This window comes from Paenibacillus tundrae, assembly GCF_036884255.1.
Taxonomy (GTDB): domain Bacteria; phylum Bacillota; class Bacilli; order Paenibacillales; family Paenibacillaceae; genus Paenibacillus.
Window position 1 is genome coordinate 5,542,907 of record NZ_CP145605.1, and the last position, 21,160, is coordinate 5,564,066.

At 45.1% G+C, this 21,160-nt stretch carries 15 protein-coding genes; 1 reads left to right on the top strand and 14 read right to left on the bottom strand.

Annotated elements, in window-relative coordinates:
• Positions 1–2: 2 nt before the first annotated feature.
• The 12 genes from cyoA to V6W81_RS24935 all read right to left on the bottom strand — a co-directional run bounded on the left by cyoA (position 3) and on the right by V6W81_RS24935 (position 19,322).
• Entirely contained in the window at positions 3–974 is a 972-nt protein-coding gene (gene cyoA, locus V6W81_RS24880; protein WP_307220059.1) for a ubiquinol oxidase subunit II, read from the bottom strand.
• A 318-nt stretch (positions 975–1,292) separates the two neighbouring features.
• The gene (locus V6W81_RS24885; RefSeq protein ID WP_145051748.1) at positions 1,293–1,556 is read right to left on the bottom strand and encodes a hypothetical protein; all 264 of its coding nucleotides are present in this window, start codon (positions 1,554–1,556) and stop codon (positions 1,293–1,295) included.
• Positions 1,557–1,922: 366 nt separating this feature from the next.
• Positions 1,923–3,269, bottom strand: coding sequence for a GH1 family beta-glucosidase (locus V6W81_RS24890; protein WP_056693266.1), 1,347 nt, complete (start codon positions 3,267–3,269; stop codon positions 1,923–1,925).
• A gap of 3 nt (positions 3,270–3,272) precedes the next feature.
• Positions 3,273–5,666: a glycoside hydrolase family 95 protein gene (locus V6W81_RS24895; RefSeq protein ID WP_338540699.1), complete on the bottom strand. Its 2,394-nt coding sequence runs from the start codon at positions 5,664–5,666 to the stop codon at positions 3,273–3,275.
• A 271-nt stretch (positions 5,667–5,937) separates the two neighbouring features.
• The gene (locus V6W81_RS24900; protein WP_260985521.1) at positions 5,938–7,641 is read right to left on the bottom strand and encodes an ABC transporter substrate-binding protein; all 1,704 of its coding nucleotides are present in this window, start codon (positions 7,639–7,641) and stop codon (positions 5,938–5,940) included.
• A 190-nt stretch (positions 7,642–7,831) separates the two neighbouring features.
• On the bottom strand, positions 7,832–9,523 hold the full coding sequence (locus tag V6W81_RS24905) for an ABC transporter substrate-binding protein (RefSeq protein WP_338540700.1): 1,692 nt from the start codon (positions 9,521–9,523) through the stop codon (positions 7,832–7,834).
• 545 nt (positions 9,524–10,068) lie between these two features.
• Positions 10,069–10,971 carry a carbohydrate ABC transporter permease gene (locus V6W81_RS24910; protein WP_056693260.1) on the bottom strand — a complete coding sequence of 301 codons (903 nt, stop codon included), beginning with the start codon at positions 10,969–10,971 and terminating at the stop codon, positions 10,069–10,071.
• Positions 10,972–10,986: 15 nt separating this feature from the next.
• Complete coding sequence (locus V6W81_RS24915; RefSeq protein ID WP_056693257.1) at positions 10,987–11,970, bottom strand: ABC transporter permease; 984 nt, start codon at positions 11,968–11,970, stop codon at positions 10,987–10,989.
• Positions 11,971–12,248: 278 nt separating this feature from the next.
• Complete coding sequence (locus V6W81_RS24920) at positions 12,249–15,149, bottom strand: glycoside hydrolase family 2 protein (protein WP_338540701.1); 2,901 nt, start codon at positions 15,147–15,149, stop codon at positions 12,249–12,251.
• Positions 15,150–15,351: 202 nt separating this feature from the next.
• Positions 15,352–16,956 (bottom strand): response regulator transcription factor, encoded by a 1,605-nt coding sequence (locus V6W81_RS24925; RefSeq protein ID WP_145051758.1) that lies wholly within the window; start codon positions 16,954–16,956, stop codon positions 15,352–15,354.
• Positions 16,949–18,739 carry a sensor histidine kinase gene (locus tag V6W81_RS24930; protein ID WP_145051760.1) on the bottom strand — a complete coding sequence of 597 codons (1,791 nt, stop codon included), beginning with the start codon at positions 18,737–18,739 and terminating at the stop codon, positions 16,949–16,951. Before V6W81_RS24930 ends, V6W81_RS24925 begins: the two co-directional genes overlap by 8 nt.
• A gap of 124 nt (positions 18,740–18,863) precedes the next feature.
• Positions 18,864–19,322 carry an Lrp/AsnC family transcriptional regulator gene (locus V6W81_RS24935; RefSeq protein ID WP_338540703.1) on the bottom strand — a complete coding sequence of 153 codons (459 nt, stop codon included), beginning with the start codon at positions 19,320–19,322 and terminating at the stop codon, positions 18,864–18,866.
• Positions 19,323–19,532: 210 nt separating this feature from the next.
• On the opposite strand from V6W81_RS24935, the gene V6W81_RS24940 reads away from it, so the two are divergent.
• The gene (locus V6W81_RS24940; protein WP_338540704.1) at positions 19,533–19,955 is read left to right on the top strand and encodes a carboxymuconolactone decarboxylase family protein; all 423 of its coding nucleotides are present in this window, start codon (positions 19,533–19,535) and stop codon (positions 19,953–19,955) included.
• On the opposite strand, the gene V6W81_RS24945 is transcribed toward V6W81_RS24940, so the two are convergent.
• A complete protein-coding gene (locus V6W81_RS24945; RefSeq protein ID WP_145051767.1) occupies positions 19,956–20,378 on the bottom strand; it encodes an OsmC family protein in 423 nt (140 codons plus the stop codon). It lies immediately after the preceding gene.
• A 21-nt stretch (positions 20,379–20,399) separates the two neighbouring features.
• A complete protein-coding gene (locus V6W81_RS24950; protein ID WP_056693238.1) occupies positions 20,400–21,146 on the bottom strand; it encodes an amino acid ABC transporter ATP-binding protein in 747 nt (248 codons plus the stop codon).
• Positions 21,147–21,160: the final 14 nt, after the last annotated feature.

The window sequence follows — 21,160 nt, forward strand, 5'->3', positions numbered from 1 at the left end:
CTTTAGTTAGCACTCTTGTCCTCATCTTGATTGGACTCTTGAGTGGCTTGATTAGCTCCAGCAGCTTCACTTGAGCTTCCGTGCTTACTATGAGCTCCATTACCATCTACAACATACTTAGTTACGATATTCTGGAACAGACCTTCTGGGAAGGCTGAGTAATAAGCAACATTGCTTGTTCCAGGCTGAGTAAGTGCATCGTATCCTTCTTGTGTCAACTCTTGGGAATTTTGCTTCACTTCTCTTACCCAGTTCTCAAACTCTTCGTCTGATGTAGCATTCACATCAAAACGCATTTTGCCGAAATGTTCACCTGTAAAGTTGGCGCCTGAGCCCCAATACTGTCCTTCATGGTCAGCCTGCAGGTACAAGGTCATCGCCATACCCGACATTGTGTAAATCTGACCACCAAGTTGCGGAATCCAGAACGAGTTCATTGGTGAATCCGCGGTAAGTTCAAATTTCACGGGCCGGTCTGCCGGAATATTCAACGTATTGACCGTTGCAATCCCTTGCTCTGGATACATGAACAACCATTTCCAGTCCAATGACGATACTTGGATAGTCACAGGTGCTTTCTCAGAAGCCAGTGGCTTCGAAGGCTCTAGATCATAAGTGTAACGAACTGTTACAATAGCGAGTATTCCAATAATGATAATTGGAACGGTCCACCAAATGACCTCAGCTTTGGTACTATGAGACCAATTCGGCTCATATGCAGCTTTATTGTCCGGTTTGTCGCGGTAACGCCATACGATTACTGCAGACAAAATCAACACAGGTACGATAATGACAGCACACAGAATAGTTGAAATAACGATCAAATCTCTCTGTGAAGCGCCAATCGGTCCCTTTGGATCCAGAACAACGTACTGCCCGCCTGCCAGCATTGGCCAGACAATCAATGCGATGGTAACCAACGTCAGGACAACCGGAATAATAATCCGGGCTAGCGACCTAGGTTTCTTGTTCATCTTGATCCCCTCTCCTTAAATTCGCTCATACTGAAAAATCAGTATACTACTCTATTCCTTCTAAAGATATCAGAAATGAGCAACTTTTTTGTTCTTGTTAACAAATTTGTCGATTTTACACCCTAAATGTGTGAATTTTTTCTCACAAATTACTTGCACACTTGATATTTCCGTATGATAAAACATCACATGTCACGTAAAAAAATAAAGCCCTTTGCAGTCTCGTTGAATAGGTCAACGAATCCGCAAAGGGCTATATTGACTGGATTCTGATTACTTATCCAGTCTTAGTATGGACGAATAACCTGCAGATTATAATTAATCCGCACCTTCGTCTTCATGACGTGTATGAACTAATCCGATCGCTTTTGCAATAACGTAAATGAATACGCTACCAACCAGGAAACCAATACCCACCATCAAGCCAAGATTACGGTCATTAAATTCATTCAAGTTGATCAAGCACATAACTACGCCTGTAATCAGCGCGATCCAGGCCAAAACTGTCATCGTCAAGACTGCGCGCCGCATATTTTTATCCTTGCGCTCCAATTGGCTTACCATTGCTGTCTTCGATGCCATAGTAAACACTTCCTTTTCCCTTTTTGTAAGTTATTTACTGATACCAATATACCACATTAGTATGATTTTTAGTCAACAAATGTTCAAATTTTATTCTCAATTTGGACACTTTATTTATCATTTACCTGTTGACAAAATATATATTTAACCTTCTTGTTATGTATAACCCAAAAATCACTGCTTCATAACAGGAATTGCAAACAAGCTTTTGAAACATTCGTGAACGACCTATAGTAGATTTTTATGTACAACTTTTAAAAGAAATAAAAAAACGGTGACTCCGTCTGATCGGAGCACCGTTTCATATGATTGCTTATCAAGACTGAATCCCGTTCTATAGTCCAGGCTACTTCATGTTCCTTGCATTTAGCTACGCGTTTCCAGCCAGTTGTTCTTAATCACATTTTGGTACCAATAAAAGCTTTCTTTCGGTGTTCTTACAAGTGAGCGGTAATCCACATGAATGAGTCCAAAGCGCATACGGTACCCTTCAGCCCATTCAAAGTTATCCATCAGCGACCAAGCCATGTAACCTTTGAGGTTAATGCCATCATTGATGATCCGATGAATCTGAGCCAAATGCTGCTCATAATAGGAGATCCGGCGGTCGTCATTAATTTTGCCATTATCCAGATCATCATTGATGCAAGCACCGTTCTCTGTAATGTAGACATCGACATTTCCATACTTTTGCAGGTAATGCATAAATTCATACAGGCCGCGGGATTCGATTGGCCAGCCAATATCCGTCTTTGTCAGCCCCATATCTACTTCTTCCGATTGCAGCACTCCTGCTTCTGGATTGAAGCGGTTGAGTCCCATTGTGTAATAATTAATGCCAAGCAGGTCGATCGGCTGAGAGATGATCTCCATGTCACCTTCCTGGATTGGCACAGTTGCACCAGCTTCAGCGAACCAGTCCACCATAAACTGTGGGTAGCTGCCTTTGTAGATTGGGTCGAGGAACCAATCCGTATTCAGCGCAATGGAACGGTCACACGCAGCCTGATCTTCAGGAGACTTGCTATAAGGCTCTGCCCAACATACATTGGGAGCAATCCCAATCTGTCCGGTGATACCCAAGCGACGGAAGGATTGGACAGCTTTGCCGTGAGCAACGAGCAATCCATGAGCAACGTTGATTGACGTTTGCAGATCACGATTTCCTGGCGCATGTATCCCTAATAGATTGGACAAGAAAGCAATACACCACGGTTCATTAAAGGTCAGCCAGAAATTAATTTTTCCGGAAAACTCTTTAAAAATCACTTCGGCGTATTTCACAAAGGCGTCTACCGTTCTACGATTGCCCCAACCCCCGTCATCCTCCAGCGTTTGCGGTAGATCCCAGTGATACAACGTGCAGAACGGTTCAATTCCTGCTTCAAGCAGTTTATCCACGAACCGATGGTAGAAGTCTAACCCTTCTCTATTGATCTCTCCATCGCCATCCGGAATAATACGTGGCCAAGCAATCGAGAACCGGTATGTGTTAATGCCAAGCTTTTTCATTAGTTCGATGTCTTCTTCATAGCGGTGATAGCTATCACAAGCAATATCCCCGTTATCTCCATTAAAAACTTTACCGGGTGTACGGGCAAATGTATCCCATATGGATACCCCACGCCCACCTTCCTGTGCTGCTCCTTCGATCTGATAAGAAGCGGTTGCCGTTCCCCAGCGGAAATCCTTCGGAAATTGAAAAATAGTCATCGTTTATTCCTCCGTCTCTGTTGACACACGAACCGTCTGCCCGCTTGTCATCCGTATTGTCGTTACGTAATCACCTTGCGCCGTACTCTCTGACATGCTCTGCTCATGCCCTTCAATGCTTACAGGATAAGCACTACGAAGCGTTAGTGAACCACTGTGGTCTGCAGTAACTTCAGCTGTCACTAACTTACCGTTCTCCCATACCATAGCCACCGTATAAGCCCCTCGTGCACGTAAGCCCTTCACGCTACCACTCGCCCAAGCTTCAGGCAGTGTAGGCAGAAGGTGAACCTCTCCCATGTGACTTTGCAGTAACATCTCAGCAATGCCGGCCGTGCCTCCAAAATTGCCATCAATCTGGAACGGAGGATGGTCATCAAACAAGTTGGGGTGAGTGGATCGCGCAAGCAAAGTACGCACAAATTGATGTGCATGCTTACGATCCAACAGACGTGCGTATAGATTGATCAGCCATGCACAGCTCCACCCCGTATGGCCGCCCCCTTGTGAAATACGACGCTCAAGCGATACACGTGCGGCTTCAACAAGCTCAGGTGTATGCACTCGATTGATCTGATCCCCCGGATACAGCCCATATAGATGGGATACATGGCGATGTCCTGGCTCTGATTCGGCAAAATCCTGGAACCATTCTTGCAGCTGCCCCTCGCTACCAATCTGGAAAGGATATAGCTTGCTCTTCGCCTCTGAGAGCTCCTGTGCTAATTCCGAATCTAACCCAAGCTGCTTCGCAGCAATGATAGAGCGGTCAAACAACTCTCGAATCAAGCTCATATCCATCGTTGAAGCCATGGATACGCTTCGAGCATCCCCTTCCTCAGTCAAGAACTTATTCTCTGGTGAGGTAGATGGAGCCGTAACCAGATAACCGCCTGGCCCCTCAATAAGCCAATCTAAACAGAATAGAGCTGCTTCCTTCATGATTGGGTATGCACGATCTGCCAAGAATTGCTGATCTCCTGTAAACAGATATCGCTCCCACAGATGTGCGGTCAGCCATACACCACCCATTGGCCAGAATGCCCAGCTAGCATCGCCTCCTGTAGGCGTTGATGTTCTCCATATATCCACATTGTGATGTGCAGTCCAGCCACGAGCCCCATAGTGGATACGAGCCGTTCTACGTCCTGTCTGGCTCAAATCATCCAGCATTGCAAATAATGGGTCGTGACATTCACTCAAATTACAGACTTCGGCAGGCCAATAATTCATCTCCGTGTTGATATTCGTCGTGTAATCACTGTGCCACGGCGGCTCGACCTGATGGTTCCATATGCCTTGTAAGTTGGCTGGTTGCGTACCAGGACGTGAGCTTGCCATGAGCAGATAACGACCATATTGAAAATACAGAGCCTCCAGTCCAGGGTCTTCCGCCCCTTCTTGATAAGCTAGCAATCGCTCATCGGTAGGCAACTCTCCATTGCTTGTCATGCCTAGATTCAGATCAACTCTTGCAAACAACGCCCTATGATCCTGCTCATGGCGTTTCCTGAGCTGCTCAGGATTGAAGGACTTGGCTTTTGCGATGACCTCATGACATGTCTGCTCTAACAACACGCCTTCTTTCACTGGCATGACATCATAACGTTCAAATGACGTTGCAGCCGCCAGGTAGAACACAACCTGATCTGCTCCTAGTACACGCAGATTGCCCTCTTCAACCACAACCTGAGCCTTGCTGCCTACGGTACTCACACTCACACTGATAGCATAAGCGGTTCCGCGGTCATCTTCATAAATGACGGATTCAGGATGATCCCGGAAATAGTTCGATTCAACATGACTGGCACAACGACTGAACAATGTCACGCCCTCTTCTGAGATTTGGGAAGTATATGGATGTGGGCTGTCTAGTGAAAGGCTAACGTTCACTGCTCCCGCCTGGTCGGCTGAGAGCGTACATACCATTACATCGTCCGCAGCACTCGCATACACTTCACGTTTATAACGAACACCATCACAGATATAATTTGTCGCTGCAATCCCAGTTTCCAGATCAAGCTCTCGTTCGAATTCCTGTACAGGGCTTCCATTCGGCTGCTCCTGCTTCAATAGGAAGTGTCCCATTGGCTGGTAAGCTTCAACATCCCGCCCTAACATTTCACGGTTCAACAGTTCTTCTGCTTCACTATACTGTCCTGCCATAATGAACTCACGAGTCTTCTTCAGATATCGCTGACTGCTGTACTGTATTGTGTCGCGCGGGTATCCTGACCATAGTGTGTCTTCGTTCAGTTGAATGCGTTCTTCCACATCGCCGCCGTAGACCATCCCCCCAAGACGCCCATTTCCTATAGGAAGTGCCTCTTCCCAACGGGTTGCTGGCTGACGATACCATAAACGGTTCGGCTGTGTGTTCTTCGTTAGTGAGGTCATTACATAGCTCCTGTCCCTGAAGTAATGTTAATCTAGTTTGATTTCATAAAACGTTTTCGGAAATGCGTTAACGACACTAATCTATTCGTAAATTCGCCTTCTATGCTACTACATTCCAAGCTCATTTCAAATCAATCTGAAAGTGCTTACAATAACAAAATTATAGGAGATTTCACCTTTAGCGTCAATGTAAAACATCACAGTAAAATGAAGAAAAGACCCTTCATTCTAGGGTCTTTCCCTCGGTTCTTTGCCTTTCAACTAAGACGTATTATTTAACGTCTTTACCTGTCCAGAGTGCTACACGCTCTTTGACCCAAACCGTGTATTGTTGCTCCATTTCTACTGCACCTGCCCGATCAAGTTCTGCGAGGAAATCATCGTAAACTTTATCGAAGTTTTCTTTTTTAGCAAGCACCGCTTCTGGGATACGTTTACGGATGATGTCCTGTGTTTTCTGGTACTGCACGTTGTAATCTGTATCCGATGGAACTGGCATGTTGTACGCCGCGCCCCACTCTTTAACCTCGAACTCATCCTCAGAAGGGAAGAAATCCTTCCAGGTTGTAATTCCATACGCTTTTAATGTTTCTTTCTCAGCTGGAGTATAACCCGCGATGATCTGCTCCGGGAATCTCGTTGTGTAATAATTGTCCGTTGCATCCTTCACACCGTCTCCGTATCTTGCACTAAAGATCGAGTACAGCTCAACCCCTGTTTCTTTGGTGAATGCAGCATTATCGTTCGTTTTGCGATCCTGAATCTCTTCAGGAATGACACGTTTGCCATCAACTACGTTGTAGTGCTTACCTTCAATACCCCAGTTTCTAAGTACTTGGCCCTCATCAGAAGCAAGCCAGTCGAAGAATTTAATGATGCGAACTGGATCTTTCGCTGATGTTGAAATCCCGATACCATAACCATCAAATCCTGTTGGTTGGAACGTCGTATCTTTCAGATCCTTATTCAACATGACAGAGAAGTGAGCATAGGTACTATCATCTTTGCCTGCAGCTTTCAGAGCATTCTCAGCGTCTGAATATCCCCACTCTGCATCGATGAGACCCAGCACACGTCCACTGGCAATTTTGGATTTATATTGGTCTTCTTTTTGAACAAATGTATCCTTATCGAGCAATCCCTCATTGTACATATGGTTCAACCAACGGAAATATTCTTTTTCAATCGGACGTTTAACATGCAGCATCGCTTCATATGTCTCTGGATCGATGTAATATTCTCCATCATTGCTGCCACCCGTTGTTGCGGAAGCTGGGTTGGTAACTGTAATCATAATCTTCCAATCGTCCGCATTGAGCGACAGTGGAATGGTTGGTTGACCATCAATTGTTGGGTGTTTCTCAACATATGCACGCAGTACATTTTCATAATCCTGCAAGGTCTTCACTTCTGGGTAACCAAGCTCTTTCAATACCTTTTGCTGAATCTCGAATCCGTCTGTTGCGTCAAACGCAACGTTATCTACACCCATATTCGTTGGCAGCGTATAGATCGCTTGATCTTCCAAGCTATACTTTAGACGATTCATCTGTTCGCCATAGATCTTCTTCAAGTTAGGAGCGTGCTCTTCGATCAGATCCGTCAGATCAAGCATAGCCCCTGCATCAACAAGCTTGGACAAATTCCCTTTTGGATAAATGATATCCGGGTAATCTCCACTTGCTGCCATCAAGGCGATCTTCTGGTCACCACCATTGTTTACATCATATTCCGCATCAATCGTAACACCCGTCTGCTTCGTAATCTCCTGACCTACTTCGTCCTGCATTCTGTTCCAGTTAGGGCTGGCGTCAGCTCCGAAAAATGTAAATGTGACTGGATCAGTGCCTGTTGAACCCTCAGATGAAGCATCTTTACTGCCTGAGTTGCCACAACCCGCTGTAACCAATAGCGCACTTGCCAGCATCAACATTGCAAATGTCTTTGGTGTCTTACTCTTCATTTTGCCTCTCATCGTGTATATCCTCCTCGTTAGCCGAGCCTTGAATTGGTGCTGATATTGTTCTTATCTGATAAAAGCGTTTGCTGAAAGTGATTACAATAAATTATAGGTGATCTTAAATTTCTCATCAATCTGTAGAAGAACCCCTTCACAGGGGTTCTTCTAAGGTAATCCCTTATATCATTCGGTCTTCCATTCCGAATTACTTAACCTCTTCACCAGTCCACAGTGCTACACGCTCTTTAATCCACACGGTGTATTGTTGCTCCATTTCCACTGCACCATTTCTGTCAAGCTCAGCAAGGAAATCATCATACACTTTGTCGAAGTTTTCTGGTTTAGTCAGAATCGCTTCTGGGATACGTTTACGAACGATATCCTGTGTTTTTTGGAATGTCACGTTGTAATCTGTATCCGAAGGAACAGGCATGTTGTACGCTGCACCCCAAGGTTTCAATGGCAGTTCTTCCTCAGATGGATAGAATTCTTTCCATGTTGTGATTCCGTATGCTTTCAACGTTTCTTTCTCAGCTGCAGTATAGCCTGCTACGATCTGCTCAGGGAAGTTCGTTGTGTAGTAGTTATCAGTGGAATCTTTAACACCGTCACCATATCTTGCACTAAATACGTTATACAATCCAACACCTGATTCTTTCGTGAAAGCAGTGTTGTCATTTGTTTTGCGATCCTGAACATCTTCAGGGATTACACGTTTGCCATCTTCCACTTTATAATGTTCGCCTTCAATACCCCAGTTTCTCAACACTTGACCTTCATCGGAAGCCATCCAATCCATGAATTTAATAATACGTACTGGATCTTTAGCTTCTGTTGAGATCCCGATTCCGTAACCATCGAAGCCAGTCGGTTGGAATGTGTGGTCAACGATGTCTTCATTCAAGGATACGGAGAAGTGAGCATAAGTCGCATCGTCTTTACCCGCTGCTTTCAGCGCGTTCTCCCCATCTTGATAGTTCCACTCTTGGTCAATCAGACCCAATACACGACCACTGGCAATTTTGGACTTATATTGGTCATCTTTTTGTACGAATGTATCTTTGTCGAGAAGACCTTCAGCATACATGTGGTTCAACCAACGGAAGTATTCTTTCTCTTCAGGACGTTTGTAGTGAAGCTGTGCTTCATACGTTTCAGGATTGATATAGTATTCACCATCATCCGGACCACCTGTAGCTTGGAATGCTGGGTTGGTCACCGTGATCATAATTTTCCAGTCATCTGCATTCAGCGTCAGTGGAATCGTTGGTTGACCATCGATCGTTGGATGTTTAGCCACGTACTCTTTGAGTACATTCTCATAATCCTGTAGCGTTTTTATTTCAGGGTATCCTAATTCTTTCAACACACGTTGTTGAATTTCGAATCCACCCGTAGCATCAAATGCAACGTTACCAACCCCCATATTGGTTGGGATCGTATAGATCGCTTGATCCTCCAAGCTATATTTCAGACGGTTCATCTGATCCCCATATATTTTCTTGAGGTTCGGTGCATGCTCTTCGATCAGATCCGTCAGATCCAACATCGCTCCTGCATCAACCAGTTTGGACAGGTTGCCTTTTGGATAGATCAGATCAGGATAGTCGCCACTTGCTGCCATCAACGCAACTTTCTGATCGCCACCATTATTTACATCATACTCAGCTTCAATCGTAATGCCGGTTTGTTTAGTTATTTCTTTACCGATAGCATCCTGCATTTTATTCCAGTTAGGACTTGCATCTGCACCGAAGAATGTGATCGTCATTGGAGATGTTGTATCCCCTGTATCTACTGGTGTTTCTGATGCTGTACTGCCTCCGCAACCGGCTGTGATTGCTAATGCACTGGCTAACAGCAGCATTGCAAACGTTTTTGGTGTTTTGCCCTTCATGTGTAATCCCCCTTATGGATATAATGAAGCTATATTTTGTATAACAGGCTGCCCTGCACATACCTTTACGTGGCTGACTGCACTCGATGTGACCCTCTGACTAAACATTGTAAAAGCGCTTTCTGTTTTTTGGGTAAATGCCCGAACTGTAGATCGTTATCCCCTTAATCCAGTTTATTACCATTCACTCACTATCATGCTGGTTAGCAATCTAACAAGTCAATAATGAAAGTGCTTTCATATTTGAATCATAAATGTTGTTATTATCCTTGTCAATAGCGATTTTTTTTACAGAAAACGTTTTTCGGAAAACGATTTAATAGTTAAATTCCCTGGACATATTCATAAGATCTTTAACACTTTATTATTCGGATTATTAAAGTCGAACTTTGACTTCAACCCACTAGCTAACTCGGTTTTGGATAAATTACTAATGTGAAAATCACCGCAGGCTAATCCCCTCGATATGGTAAGCGCAGCCCCTCAGCCACGCCTACACTGCGTATCACAGGTCTTCTAACCACCAAACATTTCAAGTCAATGAATTATGCTTTAACAGCTCCGAGTGTCATACCACCTACAAAGTACTTTTGCAGGAATGGATAAACTAGCAAGATTGGAACTGTAGCGACGATGGTAATCGCCATCTTAATGGATTCCGGTGAAATCTGTGCCATCTGCTGCGCCATGTCATTGGCGTTACGTCCAGCGCTCGAGCCCTGTTGTGTACTTTGTAGTACCTTCATAAGCTCGTATTGGAGCGTTGTCAAGTTAGGTTTATTGTTGTTGTAGATGTACGTATCAATCCATTGATTCCACTGTCCTACCGCCAAGAACAACGCGATAGTAGCAAGTACTGGCTTACATAATGGAAGAATGATTTTGTAGTAAATGGTGAAGTCGTTTGCACCATCGAGCTTAGCTGATTCCTGCAATGCATATGGCAGACCGTCCATGAAGGAACGAATGACAAACACGTTAAAGGCAGAGATCATCAATGGGAAAATGTATACCCAGAACGTACCGATCAAGCTCAGGTCACGCATGAGGATATATGTCGGGATCAGACCACCCGAGAAATACATCGTCAGAGCGAGTGATACAGAGACAAATTTTCTAATTTTAAAATCAGGCCGGCTGAGCGTGTAAGCAATCATCGATGAACTCAGCAATCCGAGGAACGTACCAATTAGCGTACGGAGTACGGATATTTTCAAACCTGTCAGCAATCCTTCATATTGGAAAATCGTTTTGTAGTTCTCCAATGTAAATTCCCGCGGCCACAGATAAACTCCGCCACGCACTGTATCTGTTGAGTCATTAAACGAGATCGCCAGTACGTTCAGGAATGGATACAGTGTTACAATCAGCACCATGGTCATCGCGAGGATATTAAATATATTGAACACTTTATCGCCCCGTGTTGCATTGAATGCTTTGTTCGCCATAATGTCGTCCCCTCCCTACATGATGCTTTCTTTAGTGATTTTTTTGAACAATCCGTTCGCTGCAAACAGAAGAAGAATACTAACTACGGAGTTAAATATCCCTATGGCTGTACCGTACGAGAATCGTCCTAGATATATACCGTAATTCAGTGCGTATAGGTCTAATACTTCCGCATAGTCGGTGACAAGGCTGTTACCGAGCAAGAGTTGCTTCTCAAAACCTGTGCTAGTCAAGTGACCGATAGCCATGATGAACAGAACCGACATGGTTGTCCGAATACCAGGCAATGTTATGTGCCACATCTGTCTCCAGCGGTTGGCTCCATCGACACGAGAGGCTTCGTACAGCTCTTGGTCAATCCCCGTAATAGCCGCCAGATAGATAATGGCATTCCAACCGGTTTCTTTCCACATATCTGAAGCGGTTACAATGTACCAGAACAGGTTACCTTGCGCCATGAATTGAATTGGTTCGTTAATAATGTGAAGACCCATCAAGATGTCATTGATTACGCCTCCATCGGTGGAGAGCATTTTCGTAACGATCCCGGCAACAACGACCCAGGATACAAAGTGAGGAAGGTACGACACGGTTTGTACTGTGCGCTTCAAGAACACACCTTTAAGTTCATTCAAGAGAATTGCGAAGAAAATTGGCACGACAAAACCTACGACTAGACCCATGATGCTCATGGCTAGTGTGTTTCTTAGTACGAGATAGAAGCGTTCGTCACTGAACAATTCTACAAAGTGTTTAAAACCAACCCATTCTTGTTCACCGAACGATCTAGCTGGTTTATAGTTTTGGAATGCCATCGTCCATCCCCATAAAGGTAGATAGTTGAATACAAATACCCAAGCAACGAATGGCAATGACATGAGATAGAGAAACTTTTGTTGCTTAATGCTGTCCCAAATTCCGTTCCGGCCTTTTTTAGTAGGCGGATTGGGGTCACTGCTTCTTTTCGCGGAAGCGGATTTTTCTGTTAGCGTTTCCATCTCCGTTCCCCCTCCTCTGTTTTTATAAAACCATCATACTAGATAGAGCGTTTTCAAAATACCAGCTTGATTTTAGAGAAAATCATATAAAAATTAGATATACCCCTATAAAATCCGACATATTTGATTCAAAATCAGTTCATTTTAAGCATTTTAAATTCAATATATGAAATAAAAAGGAATTTACAAGCCAAAATTACAATTTCCGAAAACGTTTTTTCGAAATCGTTTACTTCCCATTTTTTCATAAAAAAAAGAGCCCTTTCAGGCTCTTCAAATTAGAGTGCAAAACGTATCGTTTGTAACTTCAATATGCCCAACAGTTCCCCCACAGAAATAGCCGATTCAGGTTCGAATCGATCACTCAGCAGGTACGATACGATCTCTTGAAACAAATAGGCTACCTCCGGGCGCTTCATCAGAGACAGATCGGTAAATGGTAATGAAGATACCAATAATTTCCCCTGTCCAACCCTCGCTTCAAAAGCATAGGTAAGACGTTTCGCTCTATGGAAGTGATCAATCACCTCAAGTAAGGGACTTACTCCGCGAAGCGTATCAAGACAGATCGCAGGTGTACCATTGACGAGGTGATACCACTGCCAATCCGAGGCATGATCGTAAGGGAAACGACCTAACATCGCGGTATGCTCCTTCAAGTTTAACCCCATCGTTGCCCCGGGTTGGGTAGCAAACATCAGATAATTCCAGAACACAGGCAAATACTTTGTCTCTACCGGATCATATAGCCCTTCTGATGGAGTCTGAATCCACACCTGTACTCCATTAACTAGATAATCTAGTACGTTCGGTGTAAGAGACTTAGCAATGACTAGCTGGAATTGCAAGCCTCTTCGTAATGTACTCCCATCTAGATGATCCACGTGATCGTGATGTGCCCCTAGCAGATGTGGCTGCAGCTCAGTCACACTGTTCCAGATGCGATGGGTCTGCTCATGTGTGCGGTAATGGGGAAATGACCAGCCATGCCATACATTCGCTGCAATCACCTTGTCATCTCCTGAACGAATCTCTGCTTCTAGCTTAAAGGCCGTCGCGTGGTCTGAAGGCGCATGTATCGTTACGTATCCAAGAGGCAACACCTCGCCTCGACCTACTTCTCCATAATGCCAATGTCCATCTTGTAAAACTACATGATTGCTTATCAGCTTCCAATGAACGATTGCATCCTTAATGGGCTGCTGTCCATAATGAGATACTCTCGCTTCGACTTGTATTGCTTCACCAGCATAAAACGTTCGCTCTCTACAGCTTAGGAGCAAGACTGTATTCTCGTTAAACTGTTGAAAATCTGCTGGCTCTGTAATCCCTTTACTGTCCCAGAACACATCCAGAATACCTGTCGTGGCATGCCCCTGTCCAGGAAAGTCACGGATATCCAGCAGCTGTATCCCCGCTGCATTCGGGGTACGACGCACTCGCTCCATCGCTTCTTTTAAGGAACGCACCAAATGTGCGCCACTCGCTTGCTGGAATTGCTCCAGATCCGCGGCTATGCCTTTACGAGTTAGAGACTCCTCAATCGGTGGCAACCAGCTAGGACGAAGAACGCCTGTATATTTCTCACGTTCCTCTGGACGCACGTACATCGTGTATTGTGCATGCTCATGACCAATTACCGGGCGATCAGTCAGCCGGGTCACCGCTTGATAATCAAGTGTTGTATCCGGCACGGCAGACAATTCGGATTCCAGTGGAGGATGCCAGTTCAAGGATTGGATATAGAAGTCCCCTTCCCGACCTTGAGCTGGGAGCTGACCGAAACCGGTATTATCTGTATACAGGCGAGACGGGTCAAGCGATTGTGCCTTTCTCACCAGTTCATTTAATTCCGGATGACCGTTAGATCCAATCAATTCATTTCCCATGGAGAAGAGTACAAATGAAGGATGATCGTGCAGCGACGATAACAGACCTTCGAGCTCGTGGGTTAGATAGGTCAACACTTCTGCTGGCGCAGGCTGTTCTCGATCTTCGAATAATCGTGACCAATGCGGAAGTTCAGCTTGCACCAACATGCCCTCTTCATCTGCTGCTTCCCAGAAAGGTTGCGGTGCGCTCCAGCCATGCAGACGTACATGGTTGAACCCGTAAGACTTGGCAATCTGAAATTGCCGGACATAGTGCTGCTTGTCCCAGACTGGATACCCTGTGAGTGGGAAAATACAGCAATCTACGTAACCACGCAGAAAAACCGGAATATCATTCAACATAAGCTTCTGTCCATGAGCCTGGAAAGAGCGAACACCAAATATTCGTTGTTGCTGATCAAGCTGTACCTCTCCATCATATAAACGAATCATAGCTTGATAAAGTGAAGGAGACTCATCTGACCACAAGGCAAGACCTGGTTCCTGTGCAAGGTTCAATTGCAATGGTTGAATCTTTGCGATCCGTTGCCCGTCTGCTTCTATTGCTTCTGTTCTTTCATCGTCCTCATGCTTCCTTAACTCCACCTGGAAGCTCTGATCATCGAGCCAGGTTCCATCAGGATGCCGAATCTCGACCTGTAACCGCAGTGCTGAGGACGTAATATTTGGGGCAATATTAATCGTTCCTTTGATCGTTAGGGTCTCCTGCTTGGCATCAGGAAATAGGCTCAATTGGTCGATGCGGTTCACCGGTATGCACTCCAACGTTGCTCCGCCTGTAATCCCACCCCAAGCAGTAGCTGTGTGCAAAGAGTGAATATGACTCCCCGCTAAAGGAAGCTTCATTGTGTTATCGACGCGCAGCTTCAATTCGTTCAATGATCCTTCTCGAATCCAAGGCGTAATATCCCATTCTTGTGCGTTAACCAGGCTGTCGCGTTCACCAACGTATTGACCATTCACCCAGAGATCCGTTGTCCAGCGTACCCCCTTTAATCGCAATATATAAGCACAATCCATATCCGTGGAAGCGATCTCAAAATTTCTTGTGTACCAGGCAGCTCCTTCGTACTCACGTACCTTCGTCCACGTATCCACACGTTGATAGCTTGGCTCTGCACCGTACCCCTGTTCTTCCCACGAGCCTGGGACTTGAATCTCCCCCCATGCAGGATCACCAGAGGATGGTGAAACTAGACTGTCTGTATTATCGGTAGCAAGGCAGAATTGCCAGGTTCCGTTCAGGTTATATGTTTGACGAACAGTATTAGGATCGAATGATTGCATCTGCTTGTCGCTCCTCGCCTTATCATTTACATTCAGTTTAAAAGGTACGTTCTGGGCTGTACCATTGCATAAACACGGAAGAGCATGGACTATCTCATGAAATGATAAGAACACCTACAGATGATCTACAGGTGTTCTTGTCAATATTCCTGAAAACGTTTTACAAAAACTGAACACGTACTAACCTCTCTATGTCTAACTATTACTCGCTCGGGTTTTCTCCAGGCTTCTCTTTGGATTGTAATTTAGTATGTTCTCTGGCGTGTTTGTACGCTGACGGAGATTCACCTACATATTTTCTGAACTTTCCGTGGAAGTAATCCACATTGGCATATCCTACTCTCGCGGCAACTTGATGTACCTTTAACCCCTCGTTCAGCAATTCCTTCGCCTTCTCCATCCGCACCTTATCCAGAAAAGCATTAAACGACTCTCCTGTATGATTTTTGAACAGTTTCCCCAGATAACTACTATTGTAGTTGAATACATCAGAGAGTACTTCTAGTTTCAAATTCTCACCGGGATTACGCCGGATAAATTCAATCATTTGTTTTAACACGGTATCCGTACTGCCCCCACCCATGCGCTGAATAAGGCGGTTCAGATGCTCAGCAGCCATCACTTGCAGGTCCCGCAGTGTATGCTGATGATATACCTCGGTAATTAACATCGAATGCTCCTGCAAAATAGACTGCATCTGCTGATTGGCAGCAGCAAGTTTATTAATCGCCAGAGAGAATGTCTGGGAGAACGCCGTCTTGATCGCTTGTTCTGTTCGATGATAGGGCACAATTCGATCCTGCATCTCACCAAGAACCCGCATCACCGATTCATGACTTCGAATATCGAGTGCATAGTACAGTTTGTCTGCGAGTTCAGCTTCATCCGGTTCATAACCGTCTGGTCTGGAGTCTTCAATTGAATGGATGTGATTCTCACCAATGACCTGATCATTCCAGAGCATCATTCGTTCTTCGGAGAACAAGAACCGATCAGCCAACATGGCGTTTGCCTGACGATAGGACTTCGAGATCTCTGCTGTAGATGGGACAGGCTGACCTGCTGCCACATACATGTGAATATTCCATTCCCCTAATAGACTCCTAAGTTCATCATGCACATTACGGGCTCCGTCGATAGAAATAATCGGCTCTTTGTACAGCAGCCCTAATCCCGAATGGAACGAAAATACGATCCCCCGCTGCTGCTGATCAAAGGCTTCAACCAGCTTGCGCTTAAGGGCACTCCCCCGCTGCAGATCAGGTGCAGCATGAATCTCCAGCAATATAATCTGATATTGAGGCCACTTTAGCCCAAGTGCATCTTCTTGAGTGGTGACAGCACCTTCATGATTATCAAAAAGCAGCGCTTCAATCTGATGCTCTCGATATGCCGTATCCTCACCGGCATGACGCGCATTCGTCTCTCGTTCTCGTGTCAGCACGACAGAGATACGCTGAAGCTCGCTAATGATCTCTTCCTCATCTACCGGTTTAAGCAGATAACCATCTACACCGAAGCTGATCGCCTTTTTGGCATAATCAAAATCCGCATACCCGCTCAAGATAAGAAAATGGGCATCTGCATGATGTTGGCGCACATCTTCAATGACATCCAAACCTGTCATGCCAGGCATCCGGATATCGATAATCGTCAGATCTGGCTTGAGCTCGTCAAAACGTTCTATCGCTTCACGACCGCTTGCTGCGGTACCGATGACTTCAAATCCATATTCTTCCCAGTTAATAATCGTCGTTAATCCCTCTCGAATACTGGGTTCATCATCTACCAAAAACACTCTATACATGCTGGTTCCCTCCTGCTGGCAAGGTGAAAGAAACCTCTGTTCCTTCCCCGTACACACTCTTGATCTGCAATCCATGAGGCTCGCCGTAAGTCAGCGTCAACCGCTGGTGTACATTGCGTAGACCGATTCGGCTCTTCTCCTGTTCCTCAGGTCCACAGATGAACTGCATAACCTCACCCAGCCGTTCTGGGGTAATGCCTGCTCCATCGTCCTTTACATGAACCTGAATTACTTCATCCATCGGATAGATGCTAATGTTCACACGCACCGTACCCTCTTTATTTTCTAGACCATGCACGATGGCATTCTCCACAAGGGGTTGGATGATTAATGGAGGTATAGAGATTTTCTCTACCTCTGGATGAATATCAATGACGAATGCGAGACGATCACCATAACGAAATTTCTGAATTTCCAAATAAGAACGTACCATTTCAAGTTCTGCCTTAAGGGTTGTTTTGCCGCTACCAATCTCTAAACTCTTACGCATAAGCTTGCCTAACAACCGCACAATATTGGCGATCTCCGCTTCCCCTTGAATATGGGCTTTCATACGGATGGATTCCAAGGCATTAAATAAAAAATGAGGGTTGATCTGGCTCGCCATCATTTTCAGTTTAATCTCTTTTTGGGCGATTTCCAATTGTGTATTCTGCTCAGAAGTCTCCACAACCTGGGTCATCAGATCATTAATACTTTTTACCATATAATTGAATTGTCTAGAAAGTTGCCCAATCTCATCATTCCCGTCAATACGTGATGTGACATTCAGATCTCCTAGAGCAAGCTTGTTCAGATGTCTACTAAGCCGCAGTAATCGGTTAGAAGTGAGAAATGAAATAATATACACCAGCAACAGTGCAATTACCAATACCAATATCATAAAACTCATACCAATCAAGCTTATTTTATTGGCATCCTTCATTATATTTTTGGTCGCAAATACTGAAATGACCTTCAGACTATTAATACTAGACGAGGGATTAAGCTCATCGATAACGATATTGGAAGGCTCGCCTTGAAAGTCAGCCTCTAAGGTGCCCTTCACTTGATTCTGCAGATCAATACCAAAATCGAGTTGATTCAACGTTTGACCCACCAGTTCGGTATTTTTGGCCGCAACAATATAACCCTGCTCGTCCGTAATCAACGTCTCAAATGGCTCTTGGCGCAATAACTCATTCAGCTCATCCTGATTAATCCCTATCATAAGAACACCTTCGGTACGGTATTCGGGAAAGGGAACCTTACGAACTAAGCTCAGTTTGTGTACTGGATTGTCTTCCTTATTAGGAATGTAAAACCATCCAATGCTCGTTGAAGTGAGTGCCTTCTGATACCAGTAGCTGTCCTTCGTTTGTTGATCCACCGGAATAATTTCCAAATTGTTAATCAACGTGGGGTTGGTAGAATAGAAACGGATTCCAGCAATTTCACGGTACTGACGCTTGTACTCCTGAAAATCCTTATATGCCAAATACGCCCTCGTTAGCTCCATGACCGATTCATATCTTGTATTCACAATTTTCTCCAAATCCTTGTTGAACATCAGGATGTTAGAGATATCCGTTGGCACACGTAGCAATGTGGCTGTCTGACTCTTGATTTTGTCCACGTTATTAATGGTCTGTTCGATGGCATTATTCAGTGCCTGCTCTCGAAAATATGCCGTGACAGCAAGACCAACGATTAAGACGGGAACCATGACGACGAGTACGTAGGAGATCAGCAATTTATGCTTCATTTTGAGATTATTCGATACTTGTATTAGCCTCTTTAACATGTCTGCACCTTCCGTCATCTTGTACAAGCGCTTACATATATAAGGGCAGGCTTACGACACCTTGCCTTCTTATATATCTTATCATACCACGGAAAAAGCCCTCATCAGGGCTCAATCTTACTTTTCAACCCAAAGAAAGTTGCTCGGTCTTCAAAATAAGGTCTGATAGCTGCACCTCGGAAAAGACCACATGGGTCACCGTAACAGCATACGAAGTGAGCTCTGTAATACAGGCTTCCACCTCGGCCATACTCGGTGTACACAACATAACCATAAAGCACGCCTTGCCTGCCACACGATATGCAAACTCTGTCCAAGGCAACTGACGAATATAATCAGCGAAGCGTTCATGCTCGCCGTTGCGTAGGGTCACCTCAATCATGCATCGAACCGTACATCCCAGCTTGGCTCGATCAATTTCCACTTGGTATCCCTTAATGACGCCTTCATCCTCCAGCCTGCGTACCCGTTCACTCACTGAGGAAGGAGATAAGTTAACCTGTCTTGCTAGTTCCCGCATGGAAAGTCGAGCATCTTCCCGAAGTTTTCTCAATATATGATAATCTGTGCGATCCAGGTTCATTTGTCTACCCAGGCTCCTTTTTCAAGACATTTGTCTTAGAGTATCATACATTCGCAATCATTTGCAGTGGAGAGCCACTTCAACCATACGATAAAATTTAGTTACAGCAATAAATCATCAGTATTTGTGCGTGTACAAAAACTTTGGAACAACCTCTATTCGTACATGTACTGTGTAAAACAAGTTTCTTATGAGGAGCGATCACATCATATGCCTATGATTTCTTATTCATCTAATGGCGAAACTGCCTTTCAACGTTTACTCGGTCACAATCCATCCATCATGCTACACTGGAACGCATTGGGAGATACCCTGGCTGGGGATCATTTGTTATCCGCCCAGCTCAAGGAGCAGGTAAGGCGAACGCTCGCTCATCGGAACGGCTGTATGTACTGTCGTGCCAAAGGGGCTCCTGATCCGAAACCCGAAGAGGCCGCCATCAGTATGGCGACCGGACTTGCGGAGTTATTTGTCCAGACGGGGGGCAATGTGGATTCTGCCGTTTTCCCCGTTCTGCGTGAACACTTTACCGACGCTCAGCTCAGTGAGCTCTGTGCCTGGATCTGTTTTACCATCGCATCCCAATGGTTCGGCGCGGCTCTTCAGCTTGAGGCACCGAATGAATCCGAGTAATTATGGACGTGGCGTCTCTACACCATTGAGAATCAATTGTGGATGAATGTCTGCACTTAGTGAGGCGGATACCGCACAATACTTCTCTTCTGCCATCTGGATCGCTTTCCAGATCCGGTAATCCGGGATATCTCCGTCGACTTTGAAGATCAGGTCAATGGAAGTGAAGCCTTTGGGCATCCCTTCACTGCGTGTACCTTGTGCCTCAATTTCAATAGACGTAATTTTGTCTAAGAAAGCGTCCAGAATCATCGTAATATCGATGCCCATGCAACCACCAAGACCTGCCAGCAGCAGTTCCATTGGTGTCGCTCCTTGGCTATCTCCGCCATAAGCAGCCGTTGCATCCATACCTACAGCGTAGCCAGACGGACCTTCAGACGTAAACGCGCGTTTGCCTTTCCATACCGTAGTTACATTCATGATGTCATCCTTCTTTCTTCATTAAAATTCAGTGATTTGTTGTAAAAACTTGCGTGTTCGTTCTTGTTCTGGATGTTCAAAGAACGCCTGAGGACTTGCTTCCTCCACAATCGATCCGTCCGCCATGAACACAATTTTGTTCGCTACATTACGGGCGAATTTCAATTCATGGGTCACCACAAGCATCGTCATGCCTTCCTGAGCCAGCTCCTTCATGACAGACAACACTTCACCTACGAGCTCAGGATCAAGAGCCGATGTAGGTTCATCGAACAGCATCACCTCAGGCTCCATCGCGAGTGCACGAGCAATAGCAACACGTTGCTGCTGTCCACCGGATAATCGGGATGGATAAGCATCCTGCTTATCGGACAGACCGACACGGTCTAGCAGAAGCTTGCCTCGTTCGGCTGCTTCATCACGCTTGATCTTTTTGACTGTGACCAGCCCCTCCATCACATTACCCAGCACGGTCTTATGCGGATAGAGGTTAAATTGCTGAAATACCATGCCCGTCTGACGACGTATTTCTAATACTCTCGCACGCTGTACACGCAGAGAATCCGCACTGTCTACCACAGTACCGTTCACTTCAATTCGTCCACCAGACAACTGCTCCAGACCGTTCAAGCAGCGCAGCAATGTACTCTTGCCTGAACCACTTGGTCCGAGCAGTACAACGATATCTTTGGCGTTCACATGTAAATCTATATTTTTAAGTACTTCATTATTCTCAAAACGCTTGCTAAGCCCTGTCGTTGTAATCATCGGTTCTCCTCCTT

Excerpts from the sequence above, each read along its gene's own strand:
- V6W81_RS24895 (WP_338540699.1), bottom strand. The coding sequence starts at position 5,666 with ATGACCTCACTAACGAAGAACACACAGCCGAACCGTTTATGGTATCGT.
- V6W81_RS24915 (WP_056693257.1), bottom strand. The coding sequence starts at position 11,970 with ATGGAAACGCTAACAGAAAAATCCGCTTCCGCGAAAAGAAGCAGTGAC.
- V6W81_RS24935 (WP_338540703.1), bottom strand. The coding sequence starts at position 19,322 with ATGAACCTGGATCGCACAGATTATCATATATTGAGAAAACTTCGGGAA.
- V6W81_RS24890 (WP_056693266.1), bottom strand. The coding sequence starts at position 3,269 with ATGACTATTTTTCAATTTCCGAAGGATTTCCGCTGGGGAACGGCAACC.
- V6W81_RS24925 (WP_145051758.1), bottom strand. The coding sequence starts at position 16,956 with ATGTATAGAGTGTTTTTGGTAGATGATGAACCCAGTATTCGAGAGGGA.
- V6W81_RS24885 (WP_145051748.1), bottom strand. The coding sequence starts at position 1,556 with ATGGCATCGAAGACAGCAATGGTAAGCCAATTGGAGCGCAAGGATAAA.
- V6W81_RS24905 (WP_338540700.1), bottom strand. The coding sequence starts at position 9,523 with ATGAAGGGCAAAACACCAAAAACGTTTGCAATGCTGCTGTTAGCCAGT.
- V6W81_RS24910 (WP_056693260.1), bottom strand. The coding sequence starts at position 10,971 with ATGGCGAACAAAGCATTCAATGCAACACGGGGCGATAAAGTGTTCAAT.
- V6W81_RS24940 (WP_338540704.1), top strand. The coding sequence starts at position 19,533 with ATGCCTATGATTTCTTATTCATCTAATGGCGAAACTGCCTTTCAACGT.
- V6W81_RS24945 (WP_145051767.1), bottom strand. The coding sequence starts at position 20,378 with ATGAATGTAACTACGGTATGGAAAGGCAAACGCGCGTTTACGTCTGAA.
- cyoA (WP_307220059.1), bottom strand. The coding sequence starts at position 974 with ATGAACAAGAAACCTAGGTCGCTAGCCCGGATTATTATTCCGGTTGTC.
- V6W81_RS24900 (WP_260985521.1), bottom strand. The coding sequence starts at position 7,641 with ATGAGAGGCAAAATGAAGAGTAAGACACCAAAGACATTTGCAATGTTG.
- V6W81_RS24930 (WP_145051760.1), bottom strand. The coding sequence starts at position 18,739 with ATGTTAAAGAGGCTAATACAAGTATCGAATAATCTCAAAATGAAGCAT.
- V6W81_RS24950 (WP_056693238.1), bottom strand. The coding sequence starts at position 21,146 with ATGATTACAACGACAGGGCTTAGCAAGCGTTTTGAGAATAATGAAGTA.
- V6W81_RS24920 (WP_338540701.1), bottom strand. The coding sequence starts at position 15,149 with ATGCAATCATTCGATCCTAATACTGTTCGTCAAACATATAACCTGAAC.